Origin of the sequence: Enterobacter cloacae complex sp. IR5418 (assembly GCF_049238105.1) — a bacterium.
GTDB classification, from domain to species: Bacteria; Pseudomonadota; Gammaproteobacteria; order Enterobacterales; family Enterobacteriaceae; genus Enterobacter; species Enterobacter hormaechei.
In genome coordinates, this window is sequence record NZ_JBMKHS010000014.1 from 33,434 (window position 1) to 47,430 (window position 13,997).

Genomic DNA, 13,997 nt, shown 5'->3' on the forward strand with positions numbered 1-13,997 from the left:
GCGTTAGCGCCACCCGGCTTTAGCATCATTCGCCCTGCGTCGAACTCTCAATCGTCAAACGCACATCCGAGGTAATCAGCTCTGCCAGCATCTGATAAACCTTCATCGTCTCTTCCGGCTCGGCATCGCCCGTATCGCTGATATACCCTTCGTCGCGCAGCGTCAGCACCAGGGAGCTGAATACCGCTTTGTCGAAGAATTCCGGGGCATTAATGCCATGCAGAACGGAGAGGCGCTGGGCCAACGTCCGGCTCTCTTTTTCCAGCGTACCGCGGTTGATTGACGGGTTTGCACTCAACAACCAGAAGGTAATGGCGTAGCGCTGCAACGTCTCACGGGCACCGGAAGCCAGCAGCTGCAAGGTACGAGAACGTGACGGGTTGATATGCAGTTCGTCATCGCTGATGGTAATCAGCCCCTGACGATGCATCTCTGCGGTCATTTTATCGAGTTCTGCCGCCAGCTCATCTTCACTCCAGCGCAGGAACAGCTCCGCTTTCAGCATCGGGTAGATGGCCTGAATGTGGCGCAGCAGCTCCTGACGTGAAATACGGCGATGCTGGGTAATAATGGCCGCCATCAGCGACGGCAGCATCAGCATATGCGTGATGTTGTTACGGTAGTAGGTCATCAGCACGGCCTGCTCGCGCGGCAGAATGATGATGTCACCAATCGTATCTTTCTCGACTTCGAACTTGTTCATCTGCAACGCGTGATCGATAAGCTCGCTGGCAGTGGCAGACGGTACGGTCGAATCCACGGAATACGGCACGTTGCGCATGATGTCGAGGTAGCAATCAATCTGCTCGGTCAGCTGCTCACGGGTCAGTGAACGCTGGCGAGAGGCCAGAAGCGCGGTACAGCACAGGTTCATGGCGTTTGCCGCACCGGCATTGTTGATGCGTACCATCAGCTCGGATGCGATGCCGTTGACCGTTGGCGTCAGCCAGGCCGGACGTACCGCCTCGATAGGATCGATAGACTCGCGCCACTCCGGAACATGATGGTTCAGATATGTCATCAGCGGCAGGGGTTCGCCAAAGTTAACGTATCCCTGGCCGAGGTTGCGCAATTTACTCAGCCCACGCAGCATCTGCGGCAGACTCTCTTTCTCTTTGGTCGCACCGCGCAGTTCTTTCGCGTAGGTGCCCACTTCCATCACGTGTTCATACCCGATGTAGATAGGCACCAGCGTGATAGGACGCGTACCGCCACGCAGCATGGCCTGAATGGTCATCGACAGCGTGCCGGTCTTCGGATCGAGCAGACGACCGGTACGGGAGCGCCCCCCTTCAACAAAGTACTCCACGGAATAACCGCGGCTGAACAGCTCGCCCAGATACTCCCTGAAGACGGTGGAGTAGAGCTTGTTGCCCTTGAAGGTACGGCGAATGAAGAAGGCACCCAGACGGCGGAAAATCGGGCCTGCTGGCCAGAAGTTCAGGTTGATACCGGCAGCAATGTGCGGCGGCACCAGCCCCTGGTGATAGAGGACGTAAGAGAGCAGCAGGTAGTCCATGTGGCTGCGGTGGCAGGGCACGTAGACAATCTCGTGGCCGTCGTGCGCTAACTGACGCACGCGCTCGGCGTTGTGGACGTTAATCCCCTGATAGAGGCGGTTCCACGTGAAGCCGAGGATACGGTCGGAGAGGCGAATCATCTCGTAGGAGAAGTTCGCGGCGATCTCTTCCATCAGCGCGATTGCGTTCTGCTGCGCTTTCTCGTGCGAAATTTTCTTGCTGCGCGCTTCGTCTTCTACGGCACGGGCAATCGCTTTGGAAGCCAGCAGCTTGTTGAAGAGATCCTGACGTGCCGGGAGACGTGGCCCAACGGCCGCCAGACGCTGACGTGCAAAGTGCATACGCGCAACGCGCGCCAGCTTTTGCGCAATAATTTTGTCGGTGCCGTGTTCATCCGCCATGCGGCGCAGTGAAACGGAAGGCGAGAAGCGGACAAAGCTGTCGCGTCCCAGCCAGGAGACGGCGAAGAACTTCTGAATGCCGTTGAGCATACGCAGCGGCGGGTTCTCTTCCCCTTTTTCGCGTCCCGGACGACGCCCAAACATTACCGACACCGGCACCATCTGCACGTCCAGTTCGGGGTTGCTGCGGTGCAGATCGAGGTAATCATGGAACAGCTTAATGGACTCTTCTTTCGGCGTGTAATAGGTGAACACGCGCGGTCCGCCATGGATGAACACGTAGCGCGGCAGCAGCGTACCGTCGACTTCCAGCGGTTCAAGCGGGTCAGGTAAATCATGCGCCAGACATTGAGCGCGAAGCGTAAGCAGGTCTGCCTTCGAGTTATAAGGCAAAACGTACATAATCGGGCGCGACGTATCGAGCCCTAATTCCAGCGCGGGTTCTGCTGGGATAGACTTACTTTTTACCAGTACGCTTAATGGTAAATTAAGTAATTTGTAGTAAATTCGTGGCCAGCCGGACATAAACGATGTAAAGCCTCTGGTTAATAATGCAATTGCGGCGCAAGGATAACAGAAAGCGCGCAAAATTTCTGTTGTTACCCGTCATACTTCAGGTTGCAGCGAAACGCGCTGCGCCTGTAGTAACTGACGCTATTTATCATAAAAGGTTCTTTTAATGGCCAATAATACCACTGGGTTAACCCGAATCATTAAAGCTGCCGGTTATTCATGGAAAGGTTTCCGCGCCGCATGGGTTAATGAAGCCGCTTTCCGCCAGGAGGCGGTTGCCGCAATCGTTGCGGTTGTCATCGCCTGCTTCCTTGATGTTGATGCTATCACCCGCGTACTGCTCATCGGATCTGTCCTTCTGGTGATGATAGTGGAAATTCTTAATAGCGCTATTGAGGCCGTTGTGGACCGGATTGGGTCGGAATTCCATGAACTGTCTGGCCGGGCGAAAGACATGGGTTCCGCTGCCGTACTGCTGTCGATTATCACTGCGGCGATCACCTGGGTCACGCTGCTTTGGTCGCATTTCCGATGAGCCTCGAGGAATAATTAAGTCCCTGGTTTTTTGTGCAGTTTTTGGTTCCAAAATCGCCTTTGACTGTATATACTCACAGCATAACTGTATATACACCCAGGGGGCGGTATGAAAGCGTTAACGACCAGGCAGCAAGAGGTGTTTGATCTCATTCGGGATCATATCGGCCAGACGGGTATGCCACCCACGCGTGCAGAAATTGCACAGCGTCTGGGCTTCCGTTCTCCTAATGCTGCCGAAGAGCACCTTAAGGCGCTGGCGCGTAAGGGCGTGATTGAGATTGTTTCCGGCGCATCACGCGGCATTCGTCTGCTGGTGGAAGAAGAGACCGGTATTCCGCTGGTGGGCCGCGTGGCCGCAGGTGAACCCCTGCTGGCACAGCAGCACATCGAAGGGCACTATCAGGTTGACCCAGGCATGTTCAAGCCGAGCGCCGATTTCCTGCTGCGTGTTAGCGGGATGTCCATGAAAGATATCGGTATTCTGGATGGCGATCTGCTGGCGGTACACAAAACGCAGGACGTGCGTAACGGCCAGGTCGTGGTAGCGCGCATTGACGATGAAGTGACGGTTAAGCGCCTGAAAAAACAAGGTAACACCGTTCAGCTTCTGCCAGAAAACAACGAATTCTCCCCGATTGTGGTGGATCTCCGCGAGCAGAGCTTCTCCATTGAAGGCCTGGCCGTCGGCGTTATCCGCAACGGTGAATGGCTGTAATCTCTTCCTGACAGGCTGTAGTTTCTCTACAGCCTGGCCTATTTTTGATTCCGGTACTTTCCATGGCATTGCTAACTTCTGCCGATAAGGCGTTGTGGCGTCTTGCGCTACCGATGATTTTTTCCAATATCACCGTTCCTCTGCTGGGGCTGGTGGATACGGCGGTAATCGGGCATCTGGATTCGCCGATTTATCTGGGCGGTGTCGCGATCGGCGCAACGGCGACCAGCTTCCTCTTTATGCTGCTACTCTTTCTGCGCATGAGTACGACAGGCCTGACGGCTCAGGCGTATGGTGCAAAAGATCCCCTCCGTCTGGCGCGTGCGCTGGTTCAGCCGCTTATCCTGGCGTTCGGTGCTGGCGCGTTAATCGTTCTGTTGCGAACGCCGCTGATTGATCTTGCGCTGCATATTGTGGGTGGCAGTGATGCCGTACTGGAGCAGGCCCGGCGGTTCCTCGAAATTCGCTGGCTCAGCGCGCCCGCGTCACTGGCAAACCTGGTCCTGCTGGGCTGGTTACTGGGCGTACAGTACGCCCGCGCGCCGGTGATCCTGCTGGTGGTGGGCAATCTGCTTAACATTGTGCTCGATCTCTGGCTGGTGATGGGACTGCACATGAACGTCCGGGGCGCAGCGCTGGCCACGGCAATTGCCGAGTACGGTACGCTGCTGATCGGTTTGTGGATGGTCTGGCGCGTGCTGGCGATGCGCGGTATCTCGCTTGCGCTGCTGAAAACGGCCTGGCGCGGTAACATTCGTAAGCTGCTGGCGCTTAATCGCGACATCATGCTCCGTTCGCTCCTGCTGCAACTCTGCTTTGGCGCATTAACCGTGTTTGGTGCGCGTCTTGGGCCAGAGATCGTCGCGGTCAACGCAGTGCTCATGACGTTATTGACCTTTACCGCTTACGCGCTGGATGGTTTTGCTTACGCCGTGGAGGCACATTCAGGGCAGGCCTATGGCGCGCGTGAAGGCGGCCAGTTGCGTGAAGTCTGGCGTGCTGCCTGCCGTCAGGCGGGTCTGGTGGCCCTGGTATTTGCCTTCGTTTACGCCTGTTTTGGCGAGCATATTGTCGCACTGCTGACCTCAATACCCGCGCTACGTGAGCTGGCCGATCGCTACCTTCTCTGGCAGGTGGTTCTACCCGTGGTGGGCGTATGGTGCTATTTGCTGGACGGGATGTTTATTGGCGCCACGCGGGGGGCGGAGATGCGCAACAGCATGGCCGTCGCTGCGGCGGGGTTCGGCCTGACGCTGCTGACCCTGCCATATCTCGGTAATCACGGTCTGTGGCTGGCGCTGGCGGTCTTTCTTTCACTGCGTGGCCTTTCGCTGGCCGTTATCTGGCATCGTCACTGGCGAAACAATACCTGGTTTCCAGCTTCGCACGATATATCGTAACGGTTAAAGATTCCGAATATAAAAACAACTGCCGAATCCTTAACTACAATAATAATCACGTCCAGCAGAAAAGAACGAAGCGGACGATACTCATAGACGCTTAACACGAGGACACGATTATGAATAAAGACGAAATCGGCGGCAACTGGAAGCAATTCAAAGGTAAAGCGAAAGAACAGTGGGGTAAGCTGACAGATGACGATATGACCGTCATTGAAGGTAAGCGCGATCAGCTGGTAGGTAAAATCCAGGAGCGCTACGGTTACGAAAAAGATCAGGCGGAAAATGAAGTCAAAGACTGGGAAACCCGTAACGACTACCGCTGGTAACCGGCACTATCCCCAAGGGCGGCTATAAGCCGCCTTTTTCTTTGGCTTTAACGTGGCTTTTTCTTCACCAGAATAGAGTGATCGTGCTGACAGGCGTCCTGATGGCGACATGACTCCACCTCCACGCAGGCAGAACATAAGCCGTGGGCTTCGATCACGTTATGGCGCAGCGCAAAGCCCATTCTGGCTGCCAGCGTATGCATAATATCTTCTACCCCTTCCGCACACTCCTCCTTCACCACGCCACAGCGATCGCAGATAAACATGGCGGACGTGTGAGTCGGCTGGTCAAAAAGATGGCACAGCACATAGCTGTTGGTTGATTCCACTTTATGCACAAACCCTTGCTCCAGCAGAAAATCCAGCGCCCGATAGACGGTCGGTGGCTTTGCCTGCGGCTCGCTTTCACGCAGCAGGTCGAGCAGATCGTAGGCGCTGATGGCACCCTGTTGCAGGCTCATCAGACGCAGTACCTCAAGGCGCTGCGGGGTCAGGCGCACATTGCGTTGCGCGCACAGCTTTTCAGCTTGCGCTAACAGCTCTTTTGTGGACTTGTCCATCGGGCACCTCGGATATGGTAAGGGGTGAAAACCCTCACTTTATCATGTTCTGCTAAAAACACCGAGATCCGCCAGGCTGTGCTATACCTGACGCATCGCAAATCGGGAGATCGCATAATGAAAAGACCTGACTGTATTCGGCACTGGCGGGACGTGGAAGGCGCCGATGACGCAACGTATCCTGACAGCAACGAACGTTTTTCTGTTGGCGCGCCGCTGGCCCGAAAGCTGGGACTGGGCCGCATTGGTATTCACCATGAACGGCTGCCGCCCGGACGCCGCACGTCTTATCCGCATGCGGAAAGCGACGAAGAGGAGTTTGTTTACGTTCTGGAGGGTTACCCTGAAGCCTGGATTAATGGCTATCTGTGGAAGCTCGAACCCGGAGACAGCGTGGGGTTCCCTGCCGGGACGGGCGTGTGCCATACCTTTATCAACAATACCGATGAAGAGGTGCGCTTACTGGTGGTGGGTGAGGCCAATAAAAAACATAACCGCATCTACTATCCGCTCAATCCGGAGTATGCCGCGACGCGCGAAGACCGCTGGGTGGACCATCCGCCGCAGTTTTTTGGGCCGCACGATGGAAAACCTGGGCGAAAATAATTTCCTCTTCTATAAATATTGATGGCCGTCACATATTACAACAGGCCGGGATGGAATTTAACTTAAGGAAATAGCGGGTCTTTTTGCACTTATTCACAGCAATAGTTCGTTCCTGTTTGGGTGATAACAGACAGGGTTAACTAATAACAAACTATTTACGAGCACACTGTGAAAAAACATTTTAAATTTTCGATGGTTAGCATTGCTGTCTCCTTTTTTATGGCAAATCAGGCGGGAGCAGCCAATACCTGGACGGAAGCGCGCAGTGACGCAATGGGTGGCACAGGCGTCGCGGCAGGGAGCTATGGCAGCGGGGCGTTAATCAACCCCGCATTGCTGGCAAAATCTAAGCCCGAGGATGATGTGACGGTCATTTTGCCGTCCGTGGGCGTGCAGATAACTGATGAAGACAATCTTCAGGACGAGATTGATACCATTAACGACAAAATCAATCATTACAAGGATGTGGTTGATAGTCTGACGCCCATTGAAGTTATCACCAATCCTCTAGGTTCGATTAATCAGTTCCAGGGCGCAGCGAAAGATCTCGCCGATGAGCTGGACTACCTGAAAGGCAAAACCGCACGCGCCACCGCAGGGGCGGGGATTGCCGTCAGTATCCCTAACGATGTCCTTTCCGTGGCCTTTATGGCAAAAGGCTATGCCCATGGCCGCGTCAGCTCATCAATCGATCAGCAGGACATTGATTATCTGCGCGGTATACAACGAAACGATGCGGTGGCTGCCGGTGTGGCGCTGGACGCCGCGCTAAACGGTACCGATCAGATCACCAAAAACCTTAACTCTACGGCGTCTGGTCGGGCGGCGATTGTGTCCGATTACGGTATTGCGGTAGCCCGTCAGTTCGATCTTGGCGGCGTTCCGGTTTCCGTTGGCGTCACGCCGAAGCTGCAAAAAACCTGGCTCTATAACTACACCACCTCGATCTACGACTATGACAGTAATAAGTGGAACGACAGCCGCTACCGAACCGACGACACTGGCTTTAACGTGGATGCCGGTATTGCCGCTGACTTTGGCGAACACTGGACGGTCGGGGTGAGCGGGCAAAACCTGATGTCGCGCGATATCGATACCAAAGATATCCGCATCCGCAACGGGCGCACAGGAGAGGTGGTGAGTTATAAAGACACCTATCAGATCCGACCGCTGGTCACTGCCGGGGCCGCCTGGCATAACGATCTGGTCACGCTGACCGCGGACGGCGACCTGACCGAAACCAAGGGCTTTAAAAGCGAAGACACCTCCCAGTACGTTGGCGTTGGTGCTGAAGTCACGCCATTGAGCTGGCTGGCAGTGCGCGCCGGTTATCGTGCGGATATGAAAGGGAACGACAGCAACGTCTTCACCGGCGGTGTCGGTTTTGCGCCGTTTAACTCCGTCCATGTTGACCTGATGGGGCTTTATGGCGAAGACGAGACTTGGGGCGCCGGGGCACAGTTGAGCATGACGTTCTAAATATTAAGGGCACCGTTAATGGTGCCCTAAGCTTATCCGTGTGCCGCTTTGCTCAGCGTATCGCTGATCCATTGATTTACGCTTTTACCTGAAACTTCGGCTGCGATGTTAATTGCGGAATGTATTTCAGGCGCGATGCGCAGGCTGATTTTCCCGCTTGCCGGGCGCAAAGGTTCTCGACCTTGTTCTGTACAGTAGGCAAGATAATCATCAACTGCTTCTTCAAACGCTTTGCGGAGGGCTGCGACGTTATCAGCATGAAAACCGATAACATCTCTTATGCCCGCAACATGCCCAACGAAGCACAGATCTTCGTCGCTGTAATCAATTTTTGCGGCATAGCCTTTATAAGTCATGGTGTTAATCATGGAGATACCCCCGTTGCGATGAGAAAAGCCATTGCGTCGCGAACCTGATAAACCTTCGCTTCTTTATCCGGGTGAGGACGATGAAACGAAGCCACAACTCCATTGATTTCGAATCTTACCCTTGAACCGCTACCTTCTGAGGCTTTCGCACCCAGAGCAATGAAAAGTGCTTCAATCCTGCGCCATTCCAGAGAACTTGGCGTTGGTACAGAGAAAATCAGCTGCAATGTTTTTTGGTGGCGGGCGTTCAATGTTTTCATAGTTGATAGAGTCCATTTTAATTTTCTTCCCCGCCAAAGTTGCAATGAATGATATCACTTTTTGATATCACATCAAGCCGGATCGTATCCTTTTTAAGCCTGTGCTATAGTAGCGCCCCTTTTCCACCAGATGCTTAAAACTTCGCCATGTTGTCAGAACACCAGACCGCTTTTCCTGCACACCGTTTCTCCATTGCGCCGATGCTCGACTGGACGGACAGACACTGCCGCTACTTCCTGCGTCAGCTCTCCCGCCATACGCTGCTGTACACCGAAATGGTGACTACCGGGGCAATTATTCACGGCAAGGGCGATTATCTGGCGTACAGCGAAGAGGAGCATCCGGTTGCGCTGCAACTGGGGGGCAGCGATCCGGCTGCGCTGGCGCAGTGCGCGAAACTGGCCGAAGAACGTGGCTATGACGAGATTAACCTCAACGTCGGTTGCCCGTCCGACCGTGTGCAAAACGGTATGTTCGGCGCATGTCTGATGGGGAATGCACACCTGGTGGCGGACTGCATCAAAGCGATGCGCGACGTCGTCTCTGTCCCGGTCACGGTCAAAACCCGTATCGGCATTGACGACCAGGACAGCTACGAATTCCTGTGTGATTTCATCAACACGGTGTCAGGGAAGGGCGAATGCGAGATGTTTATCATCCACGCCCGAAAAGCCTGGCTCTCTGGCCTTAGCCCGAAAGAGAACCGTGAGATCCCGCCGCTGGACTACCCTCGCGTGTACCAGCTGAAACGCGACTTTCCGCACCTGACCATGTCGATCAACGGCGGTATTACGTCCCTGGACGAGGCCAAAGCGCATCTCGAACATATGGATGGCGTGATGGTCGGACGCGAGGCGTATCAGAATCCGGGCATTCTGGCGACGGTTGACCGTGAAATCTTCGGCGTTGAAGGTGCCGATACCGATCCGGTGGCCGTGGTGCGCGCCATGTATCCGTACATTGAGCGCGAGCTGAGCAATGGTACGTATCTGGGCCACATTACCCGCCATATGCTTGGCCTGTTCCAGGGCATTCCCGGTGCGCGCCAGTGGCGTCGTTATCTCAGCGAGAACGCGCATAAAGCCGGTGCGGACATTGAGGTGCTGGAACACGCGCTGCGTCTGGTTGCGGATAAACGTTAAATTTCGCTAAAAGATGGTCAAATACGCCACGCCCTGCAAACCCTTGCAGGGCGTTTTGCTTTCAGAACAACAACTTATTTTTGGCATGTTTCTTGTAATGATCGCAGCATCATTCGGGAACTCGTGGGAGAGCACCATGCTGGAACTACTTTTTGTGATTGGCTTCTTTATTATGCTGATGGTTACGGGCGTGTCGCTGCTCGGTATTCTGGCCGCGCTCGTGGTGGCCACGGTGGTGATGTTTGTCGGCGGTTTATTTGCGCTGACGATTAAACTCTTGCCGTGGTTACTTCTGGCCATTGCGGTGGTATGGGCGATACGGGCGATTAAATCGCCAAAACTGCCCACTTATCAGCGTAATAACCGCTTCCGTTACTAAGGTATTGAGGGGTACGTCACATACCTGCAACTTTTCCGGCCGCAATCCTTAGAACAGAATAGGATTTACTTATCGAATCTGTCACTATTGCTGCCGCTAAAGAATTCATCGAGCTGTACCCTACATACAGCCGAACTAAAAAAAGAAAGGGCTTCCCACGGGAAGCCCAATTTCTTTTTAAGGCTCAGGGGATTAACAGACTAGACCCCTGCGTTGCCCGGCTCTCCAGCACCTCATGCGCACGTTGCGCATCGGTCAGCGGATATTTCTGCGCTTCTGCCACATCCACTTTAATCACCCCGCTGGCGATCAGTGAGAACAGCTCGTTGCTGGCTTCCTCAAGTTCTTCCCGGTTGGTGATGTAACCTTGCAGGGAAGGGCGAGTGACGTACAGCGACCCCTTTTGATTCAGAATGCCGAGATTAACGCCGGTGACGGCGCCGGAGGCGTTACCGAAGCTCACCATCAGCCCGCGGCGTTGCAGGCAGTCCAGCGAAGATTCCCAGGTGTCTTTCCCCACAGAGTCATACACCACACGCACCTTTTTGCCGCCGGTGATCTCTTTCAGCCGCTCAACGATGCTCTCTTCCCGGTAGTTGATCACCTGCCATGCGCCCGCGTCCAGCGCACGCTGCGCTTTTTGCGAGCTGCCGGTGGTGCCGATAAGCTTCGCCCCCAGGGCTTTCGCCCACTGGCAGGCAATCAGCCCCACGCCACCTGCGGCTGCGTGAAACAGAAATTGCTCGTCAGGCTTAATTTCGTAAGTTTTACGCAGCAGATAAAAGACCGTCAGCCCTTTCAGGAATGAGGCGGCAGCCTGCTCGAAGCTGATCGCATTTGGCAGAAGCGCCGCTTTATCGGCCGGAACGTTATGGATGGAGCTGTAAGCACCCAGGGCAGATTGCGCATAGACTACGCGATCGCCCTCCTTAATGTGCTTAACCGCGCTGCCCACTTTGCTGACGATACCGGCCGCCTCGGTGCCCAGTCCGCTCGGCATTGACGGAGGCGGATAGAGGCCGCCGCGAATATAGGTATCGATGTAGTTAATGCCGATCGCTTTGTTTTCAACCTGGATTTCGTTCTCGCCAGGCGCAGCGGGGGTAAATTCCACCGCTTTGAGTACGTCAGGGCCACCATGCTTGTGAAATTCAATACGTGTTGCCATGCTTCCTCCAGAATGTGGTAATCTTTCGACCCACTCTTTATCTCGGTAACTCCATTCACTATGGCAGGAAACAAACCCTTCAACAAACAGACTGAACCTCGTGAGCGTGATTATCAGGTCGCCGGGTTAAAGGTCCCGCCGCACTCGATTGAAGCGGAACAGTCGGTGTTGGGCGGTTTAATGCTGGATAACGAACGCTGGGACGACGTTGCCGAGCGCGTTGTCGCGGAAGATTTCTATACCCGCCCGCACCGCCACATCTTCACGGAAATGGCGCGTTTGCAGGAGTCGGGCAGCCCGATTGACCTGATTACGCTCGCAGAATCGCTGGAGCGTCTGGGGCAACTGGACAGCGTCGGCGGGTTCGCCTATCTGGCAGAACTGTCAAAAAACACGCCAAGTGCCGCGAACATCAGCGCTTATGCGGATATCGTCCGTGAACGTGCCGTTGTACGCGAGATGATCTCGGTGGCAAACGAAATCGCCGAAGCCGGTTTCGATCCCCAGGGGCGCACCAGTGAAGATCTGCTCGACCTGGCGGAGTCCCGCGTCTTTAAAATCGCTGAAAGCCGTGCGAACAAAGACGAAGGCCCGAAAAACATCGCCGATGTGCTCGATGCCACCGTTGCGCGTATTGAACAGCTTTTCCAGCAGCCGCACGATGGCGTCACCGGCGTAAATACCGGCTATGACGATCTCAACAAGAAAACGGCGGGTCTTCAGCCGTCGGATTTGATTATCGTCGCGGCGCGTCCGTCGATGGGTAAAACGACATTTGCGATGAACCTCGTCGAAAACGCGGCGATGTTGCAGGATAAGCCGGTGCTCATTTTCAGTCTTGAGATGCCCTCAGAACAGATCATGATGCGTTCTCTGGCGTCCCTGTCGCGCGTGGATCAGACCCGCATTCGTACCGGTCAGCTGGACGATGAGGACTGGGCGCGGATCTCCGGCACCATGGGCATTTTGCTGGAAAAACGGAACATCTATATTGATGACTCCTCTGGCCTGACGCCGACGGAAGTACGCTCCCGCGCGCGCCGTATCGCCCGTGAACACGGCGGTATCGGCCTTATCATGATCGACTACCTTCAGCTGATGCGCGTCCCGTCGCTCTCTGACAACCGTACGCTGGAGATCGCCGAGATTTCCCGCTCGCTCAAGGCGTTAGCCAAAGAGCTACACGTGCCGGTGGTGGCGCTGTCGCAGCTTAACCGCTCTCTGGAACAACGCGCCGATAAACGCCCGGTCAACTCCGACCTGCGTGAGTCCGGCTCCATCGAGCAGGATGCCGACTTAATCATGTTCATCTACCGTGATGAGGTTTATCACGAGAACAGCGATCTGAAAGGGATCGCCGAAATTATTATTGGTAAGCAACGTAACGGCCCCATCGGTACGGTACGTCTGACCTTTAACGGCCAGTGGTCGCGTTTCGACAACTATGCCGGTCCTCAATATGATGATGAGTAATTTCTAAGGAATTCAAATGCAAGCGGCAACTGTTGTGATTAACCGCCGCGCTCTGCGACACAACCTGCAACGTCTGCGTGAACTGGCGCCCGCCAGTAAGCTCGTTGCAGTCGTGAAAGCGAACGCTTACGGACACGATCTTCTTGAGACCGCGCGAACGCTCCCCGATGCCGACGCTTTTGGCGTTGCCCGTCTCGAAGAAGCTCTCCGCCTGCGCGCAGGTGGAATTACGCAACCAATTTTGCTCCTCGAAGGCTTTTTTGAAGCCTCGGACCTGCCGACCATTGCCGATCAGCACCTGCACACGGCGGTACATAACGAAGAACAGCTGGCCGCGCTGGAAACCGCTGCGCTGAGCGAGCCGGTCACCGTCTGGATGAAGCTCGACACGGGCATGCACCGTCTTGGCGTGCGTCCTGAAGGCGCCGAGGCGTTTTATCAGCGCCTGTGCCAGTGCAAAAATGTGCGTCAGCCGGTGAACATCGTCAGCCACTTTGCCCGTGCTGATGAACCTGACTGCGGCGCAACCGAGCGGCAGCTTGATATCTTTAATACCTTCTGCGAAGGCAAACCGGGGATGCGCTCGATTGCGGCGTCCGGCGGGATCCTGCTGTGGCCGCAGTCGCACTTCGACTGGGCGCGTCCGGGCATCATTCTTTATGGCGTTTCGCCGCTGGAGAACAAACCCTGGGGGCCGGACTTTGGCTTTAAGCCGGTGATGTCGCTGGTGTCAAAGCTGATTGCCGTGCGTGAGCACAAAGCGGGAGAGCCGGTGGGTTACGGTGGCACCTGGACCAGCGAGCGCGACACGCGTCTTGGCGTGGTGGCGATGGGCTACGGCGATGGCTATCCGCGCGCCGCACCAACGGGCACGCCGGTGCTGGTGAATGGCCGTGAAGTGAAGATTGTTGGCCGCGTGGCGATGGACATGATTTGTGTTGATTTGGGGCCGGACGCGCAGGATAAAGCGGGGGACGATGCGGTGATGTGGGGCGAAGGCCTGCCCGTAGAGCGGATTGCTGAAATAACAAAAGTGAGTGCTTACGAACTTATCACGCGCCTTACCTCAAGGGTCGCGATGAAATACGTCGACTGAGCGTTAGCGGGATGCGATGCATCCCGCTTCTGTTAACATCCCCTCGATCT

At 55.2% G+C, this 13,997-nt stretch carries 15 protein-coding genes; 10 read left to right on the forward strand and 5 right to left on the reverse strand.

Going from position 1 to position 13,997, the window contains the following annotated elements; translation table 11 throughout:
- Window positions 1-25 precede the first annotated feature (25 nt).
- Complete coding sequence (gene plsB, locus ACOTX7_RS12775; protein ID WP_221256780.1) at window positions 26-2,446, reverse strand: glycerol-3-phosphate 1-O-acyltransferase PlsB; 2,421 nt, start codon at window positions 2,444-2,446, stop codon at window positions 26-28.
- A gap of 154 nt (window positions 2,447-2,600) precedes the next feature.
- Between plsB and ACOTX7_RS12780 the strand changes: the two genes are divergently transcribed.
- The 4 genes from ACOTX7_RS12780 (at window position 2,601) to ACOTX7_RS12795 (ending at window position 5,415) form a co-directional block, all read left to right on the forward strand.
- A complete protein-coding gene (locus tag ACOTX7_RS12780; RefSeq protein ID WP_006810487.1) occupies window positions 2,601-2,969 on the forward strand; it encodes a diacylglycerol kinase in 369 nt (122 codons plus the stop codon).
- 108 nt (window positions 2,970-3,077) lie between these two features.
- Entirely contained in the window at window positions 3,078-3,686 is a 609-nt protein-coding gene (gene lexA / locus ACOTX7_RS12785) for a transcriptional repressor LexA (protein WP_006810486.1), read from the forward strand.
- A gap of 62 nt (window positions 3,687-3,748) precedes the next feature.
- The gene (gene dinF / locus ACOTX7_RS12790) at window positions 3,749-5,086 is read left to right on the forward strand and encodes an MATE family efflux transporter DinF (protein ID WP_221256781.1); all 1,338 of its coding nucleotides are present in this window, start codon (window positions 3,749-3,751) and stop codon (window positions 5,084-5,086) included.
- A gap of 119 nt (window positions 5,087-5,205) precedes the next feature.
- A complete protein-coding gene (locus ACOTX7_RS12795) occupies window positions 5,206-5,415 on the forward strand; it encodes a CsbD family protein (protein WP_003860314.1) in 210 nt (69 codons plus the stop codon).
- Window positions 5,416-5,462: 47 nt separating this feature from the next.
- Here the strand turns inward: ACOTX7_RS12795 and zur are convergent, their stop codons facing one another.
- Window positions 5,463-5,975: a zinc uptake transcriptional repressor Zur gene (zur, locus tag ACOTX7_RS12800; protein ID WP_006810484.1), complete on the reverse strand. Its 513-nt coding sequence runs from the start codon at window positions 5,973-5,975 to the stop codon at window positions 5,463-5,465.
- Between the two features lie 117 nt (window positions 5,976-6,092).
- On the opposite strand from zur, the gene ACOTX7_RS12805 reads away from it, so the two are divergent.
- Together ACOTX7_RS12805 and traF are read left to right on the forward strand one after the other, a co-directional pair.
- Window positions 6,093-6,581, forward strand: a complete 489-nt coding sequence (locus ACOTX7_RS12805) for a cupin domain-containing protein (RefSeq protein ID WP_006810483.1) — start codon at window positions 6,093-6,095, stop codon at window positions 6,579-6,581.
- A gap of 192 nt (window positions 6,582-6,773) precedes the next feature.
- Window positions 6,774-8,060 carry a conjugal transfer protein TraF gene (gene traF, locus ACOTX7_RS12810; protein ID WP_260630871.1) on the forward strand — a complete coding sequence of 429 codons (1,287 nt, stop codon included), beginning with the start codon at window positions 6,774-6,776 and terminating at the stop codon, window positions 8,058-8,060.
- Window positions 8,061-8,092: 32 nt separating this feature from the next.
- On the opposite strand, the gene ACOTX7_RS12815 is transcribed toward traF, so the two are convergent.
- The gene (locus ACOTX7_RS12815; protein WP_006810481.1) at window positions 8,093-8,428 is read right to left on the reverse strand and encodes a type II toxin-antitoxin system HicB family antitoxin; all 336 of its coding nucleotides are present in this window, start codon (window positions 8,426-8,428) and stop codon (window positions 8,093-8,095) included.
- The gene (locus tag ACOTX7_RS12820; protein WP_006810480.1) at window positions 8,425-8,688 is read right to left on the reverse strand and encodes a type II toxin-antitoxin system HicA family toxin; all 264 of its coding nucleotides are present in this window, start codon (window positions 8,686-8,688) and stop codon (window positions 8,425-8,427) included. The genes ACOTX7_RS12815 and ACOTX7_RS12820 overlap by 4 nt, the downstream gene beginning before the upstream one ends.
- A 147-nt stretch (window positions 8,689-8,835) precedes the next feature.
- On the opposite strand from ACOTX7_RS12820, the gene dusA reads away from it, so the two are divergent.
- Both dusA and pspG read left to right on the forward strand, forming a co-directional pair.
- Complete coding sequence (gene dusA / locus ACOTX7_RS12825; RefSeq protein WP_006810479.1) at window positions 8,836-9,831, forward strand: tRNA dihydrouridine(20/20a) synthase DusA; 996 nt, start codon at window positions 8,836-8,838, stop codon at window positions 9,829-9,831.
- Between the two features lie 136 nt (window positions 9,832-9,967).
- Window positions 9,968-10,210 (forward strand): envelope stress response protein PspG, encoded by a 243-nt coding sequence (gene pspG / locus ACOTX7_RS12830; RefSeq protein ID WP_017382623.1) that lies wholly within the window; start codon window positions 9,968-9,970, stop codon window positions 10,208-10,210.
- Window positions 10,211-10,394: 184 nt separating this feature from the next.
- Here pspG and ACOTX7_RS12835 read toward each other — a convergent pair whose 3' ends face one another.
- The gene (locus ACOTX7_RS12835; protein WP_221256783.1) at window positions 10,395-11,378 is read right to left on the reverse strand and encodes a quinone oxidoreductase; all 984 of its coding nucleotides are present in this window, start codon (window positions 11,376-11,378) and stop codon (window positions 10,395-10,397) included.
- A 60-nt stretch (window positions 11,379-11,438) separates the two neighbouring features.
- Here ACOTX7_RS12835 and dnaB point away from each other — a divergent pair, with 60 nt between their 5' ends.
- Together dnaB and alr are read left to right on the forward strand one after the other, a co-directional pair.
- A complete protein-coding gene (gene dnaB / locus ACOTX7_RS12840) occupies window positions 11,439-12,851 on the forward strand; it encodes a replicative DNA helicase (protein ID WP_003860298.1) in 1,413 nt (470 codons plus the stop codon).
- Between the two features lie 16 nt (window positions 12,852-12,867).
- Window positions 12,868-13,947, forward strand: coding sequence for an alanine racemase (gene alr, locus ACOTX7_RS12845; RefSeq protein WP_221256784.1), 1,080 nt, complete (start codon window positions 12,868-12,870; stop codon window positions 13,945-13,947).
- Window positions 13,948-13,997 lie beyond the last annotated feature (50 nt).

Coding starts and splice junctions, on each gene's coding strand:
- plsB (WP_221256780.1), bottom strand. CDS start 2,446: ATGTCCGGCTGGCCACGAATTTACTACAAATTACTTAATTTACCATTA.
- ACOTX7_RS12780 (WP_006810487.1), top strand. CDS start 2,601: ATGGCCAATAATACCACTGGGTTAACCCGAATCATTAAAGCTGCCGGT.
- lexA (WP_006810486.1), top strand. CDS start 3,078: ATGAAAGCGTTAACGACCAGGCAGCAAGAGGTGTTTGATCTCATTCGG.
- dinF (WP_221256781.1), top strand. CDS start 3,749: ATGGCATTGCTAACTTCTGCCGATAAGGCGTTGTGGCGTCTTGCGCTA.
- ACOTX7_RS12795 (WP_003860314.1), top strand. CDS start 5,206: ATGAATAAAGACGAAATCGGCGGCAACTGGAAGCAATTCAAAGGTAAA.
- zur (WP_006810484.1), bottom strand. CDS start 5,975: ATGGACAAGTCCACAAAAGAGCTGTTAGCGCAAGCTGAAAAGCTGTGC.
- ACOTX7_RS12805 (WP_006810483.1), top strand. CDS start 6,093: ATGAAAAGACCTGACTGTATTCGGCACTGGCGGGACGTGGAAGGCGCC.
- traF (WP_260630871.1), top strand. CDS start 6,774: ATGGTTAGCATTGCTGTCTCCTTTTTTATGGCAAATCAGGCGGGAGCA.
- ACOTX7_RS12815 (WP_006810481.1), bottom strand. CDS start 8,428: ATGATTAACACCATGACTTATAAAGGCTATGCCGCAAAAATTGATTAC.
- ACOTX7_RS12820 (WP_006810480.1), bottom strand. CDS start 8,688: ATGAAAACATTGAACGCCCGCCACCAAAAAACATTGCAGCTGATTTTC.
- dusA (WP_006810479.1), top strand. CDS start 8,836: ATGTTGTCAGAACACCAGACCGCTTTTCCTGCACACCGTTTCTCCATT.
- pspG (WP_017382623.1), top strand. CDS start 9,968: ATGCTGGAACTACTTTTTGTGATTGGCTTCTTTATTATGCTGATGGTT.
- ACOTX7_RS12835 (WP_221256783.1), bottom strand. CDS start 11,378: ATGGCAACACGTATTGAATTTCACAAGCATGGTGGCCCTGACGTACTC.
- dnaB (WP_003860298.1), top strand. CDS start 11,439: ATGGCAGGAAACAAACCCTTCAACAAACAGACTGAACCTCGTGAGCGT.
- alr (WP_221256784.1), top strand. CDS start 12,868: ATGCAAGCGGCAACTGTTGTGATTAACCGCCGCGCTCTGCGACACAAC.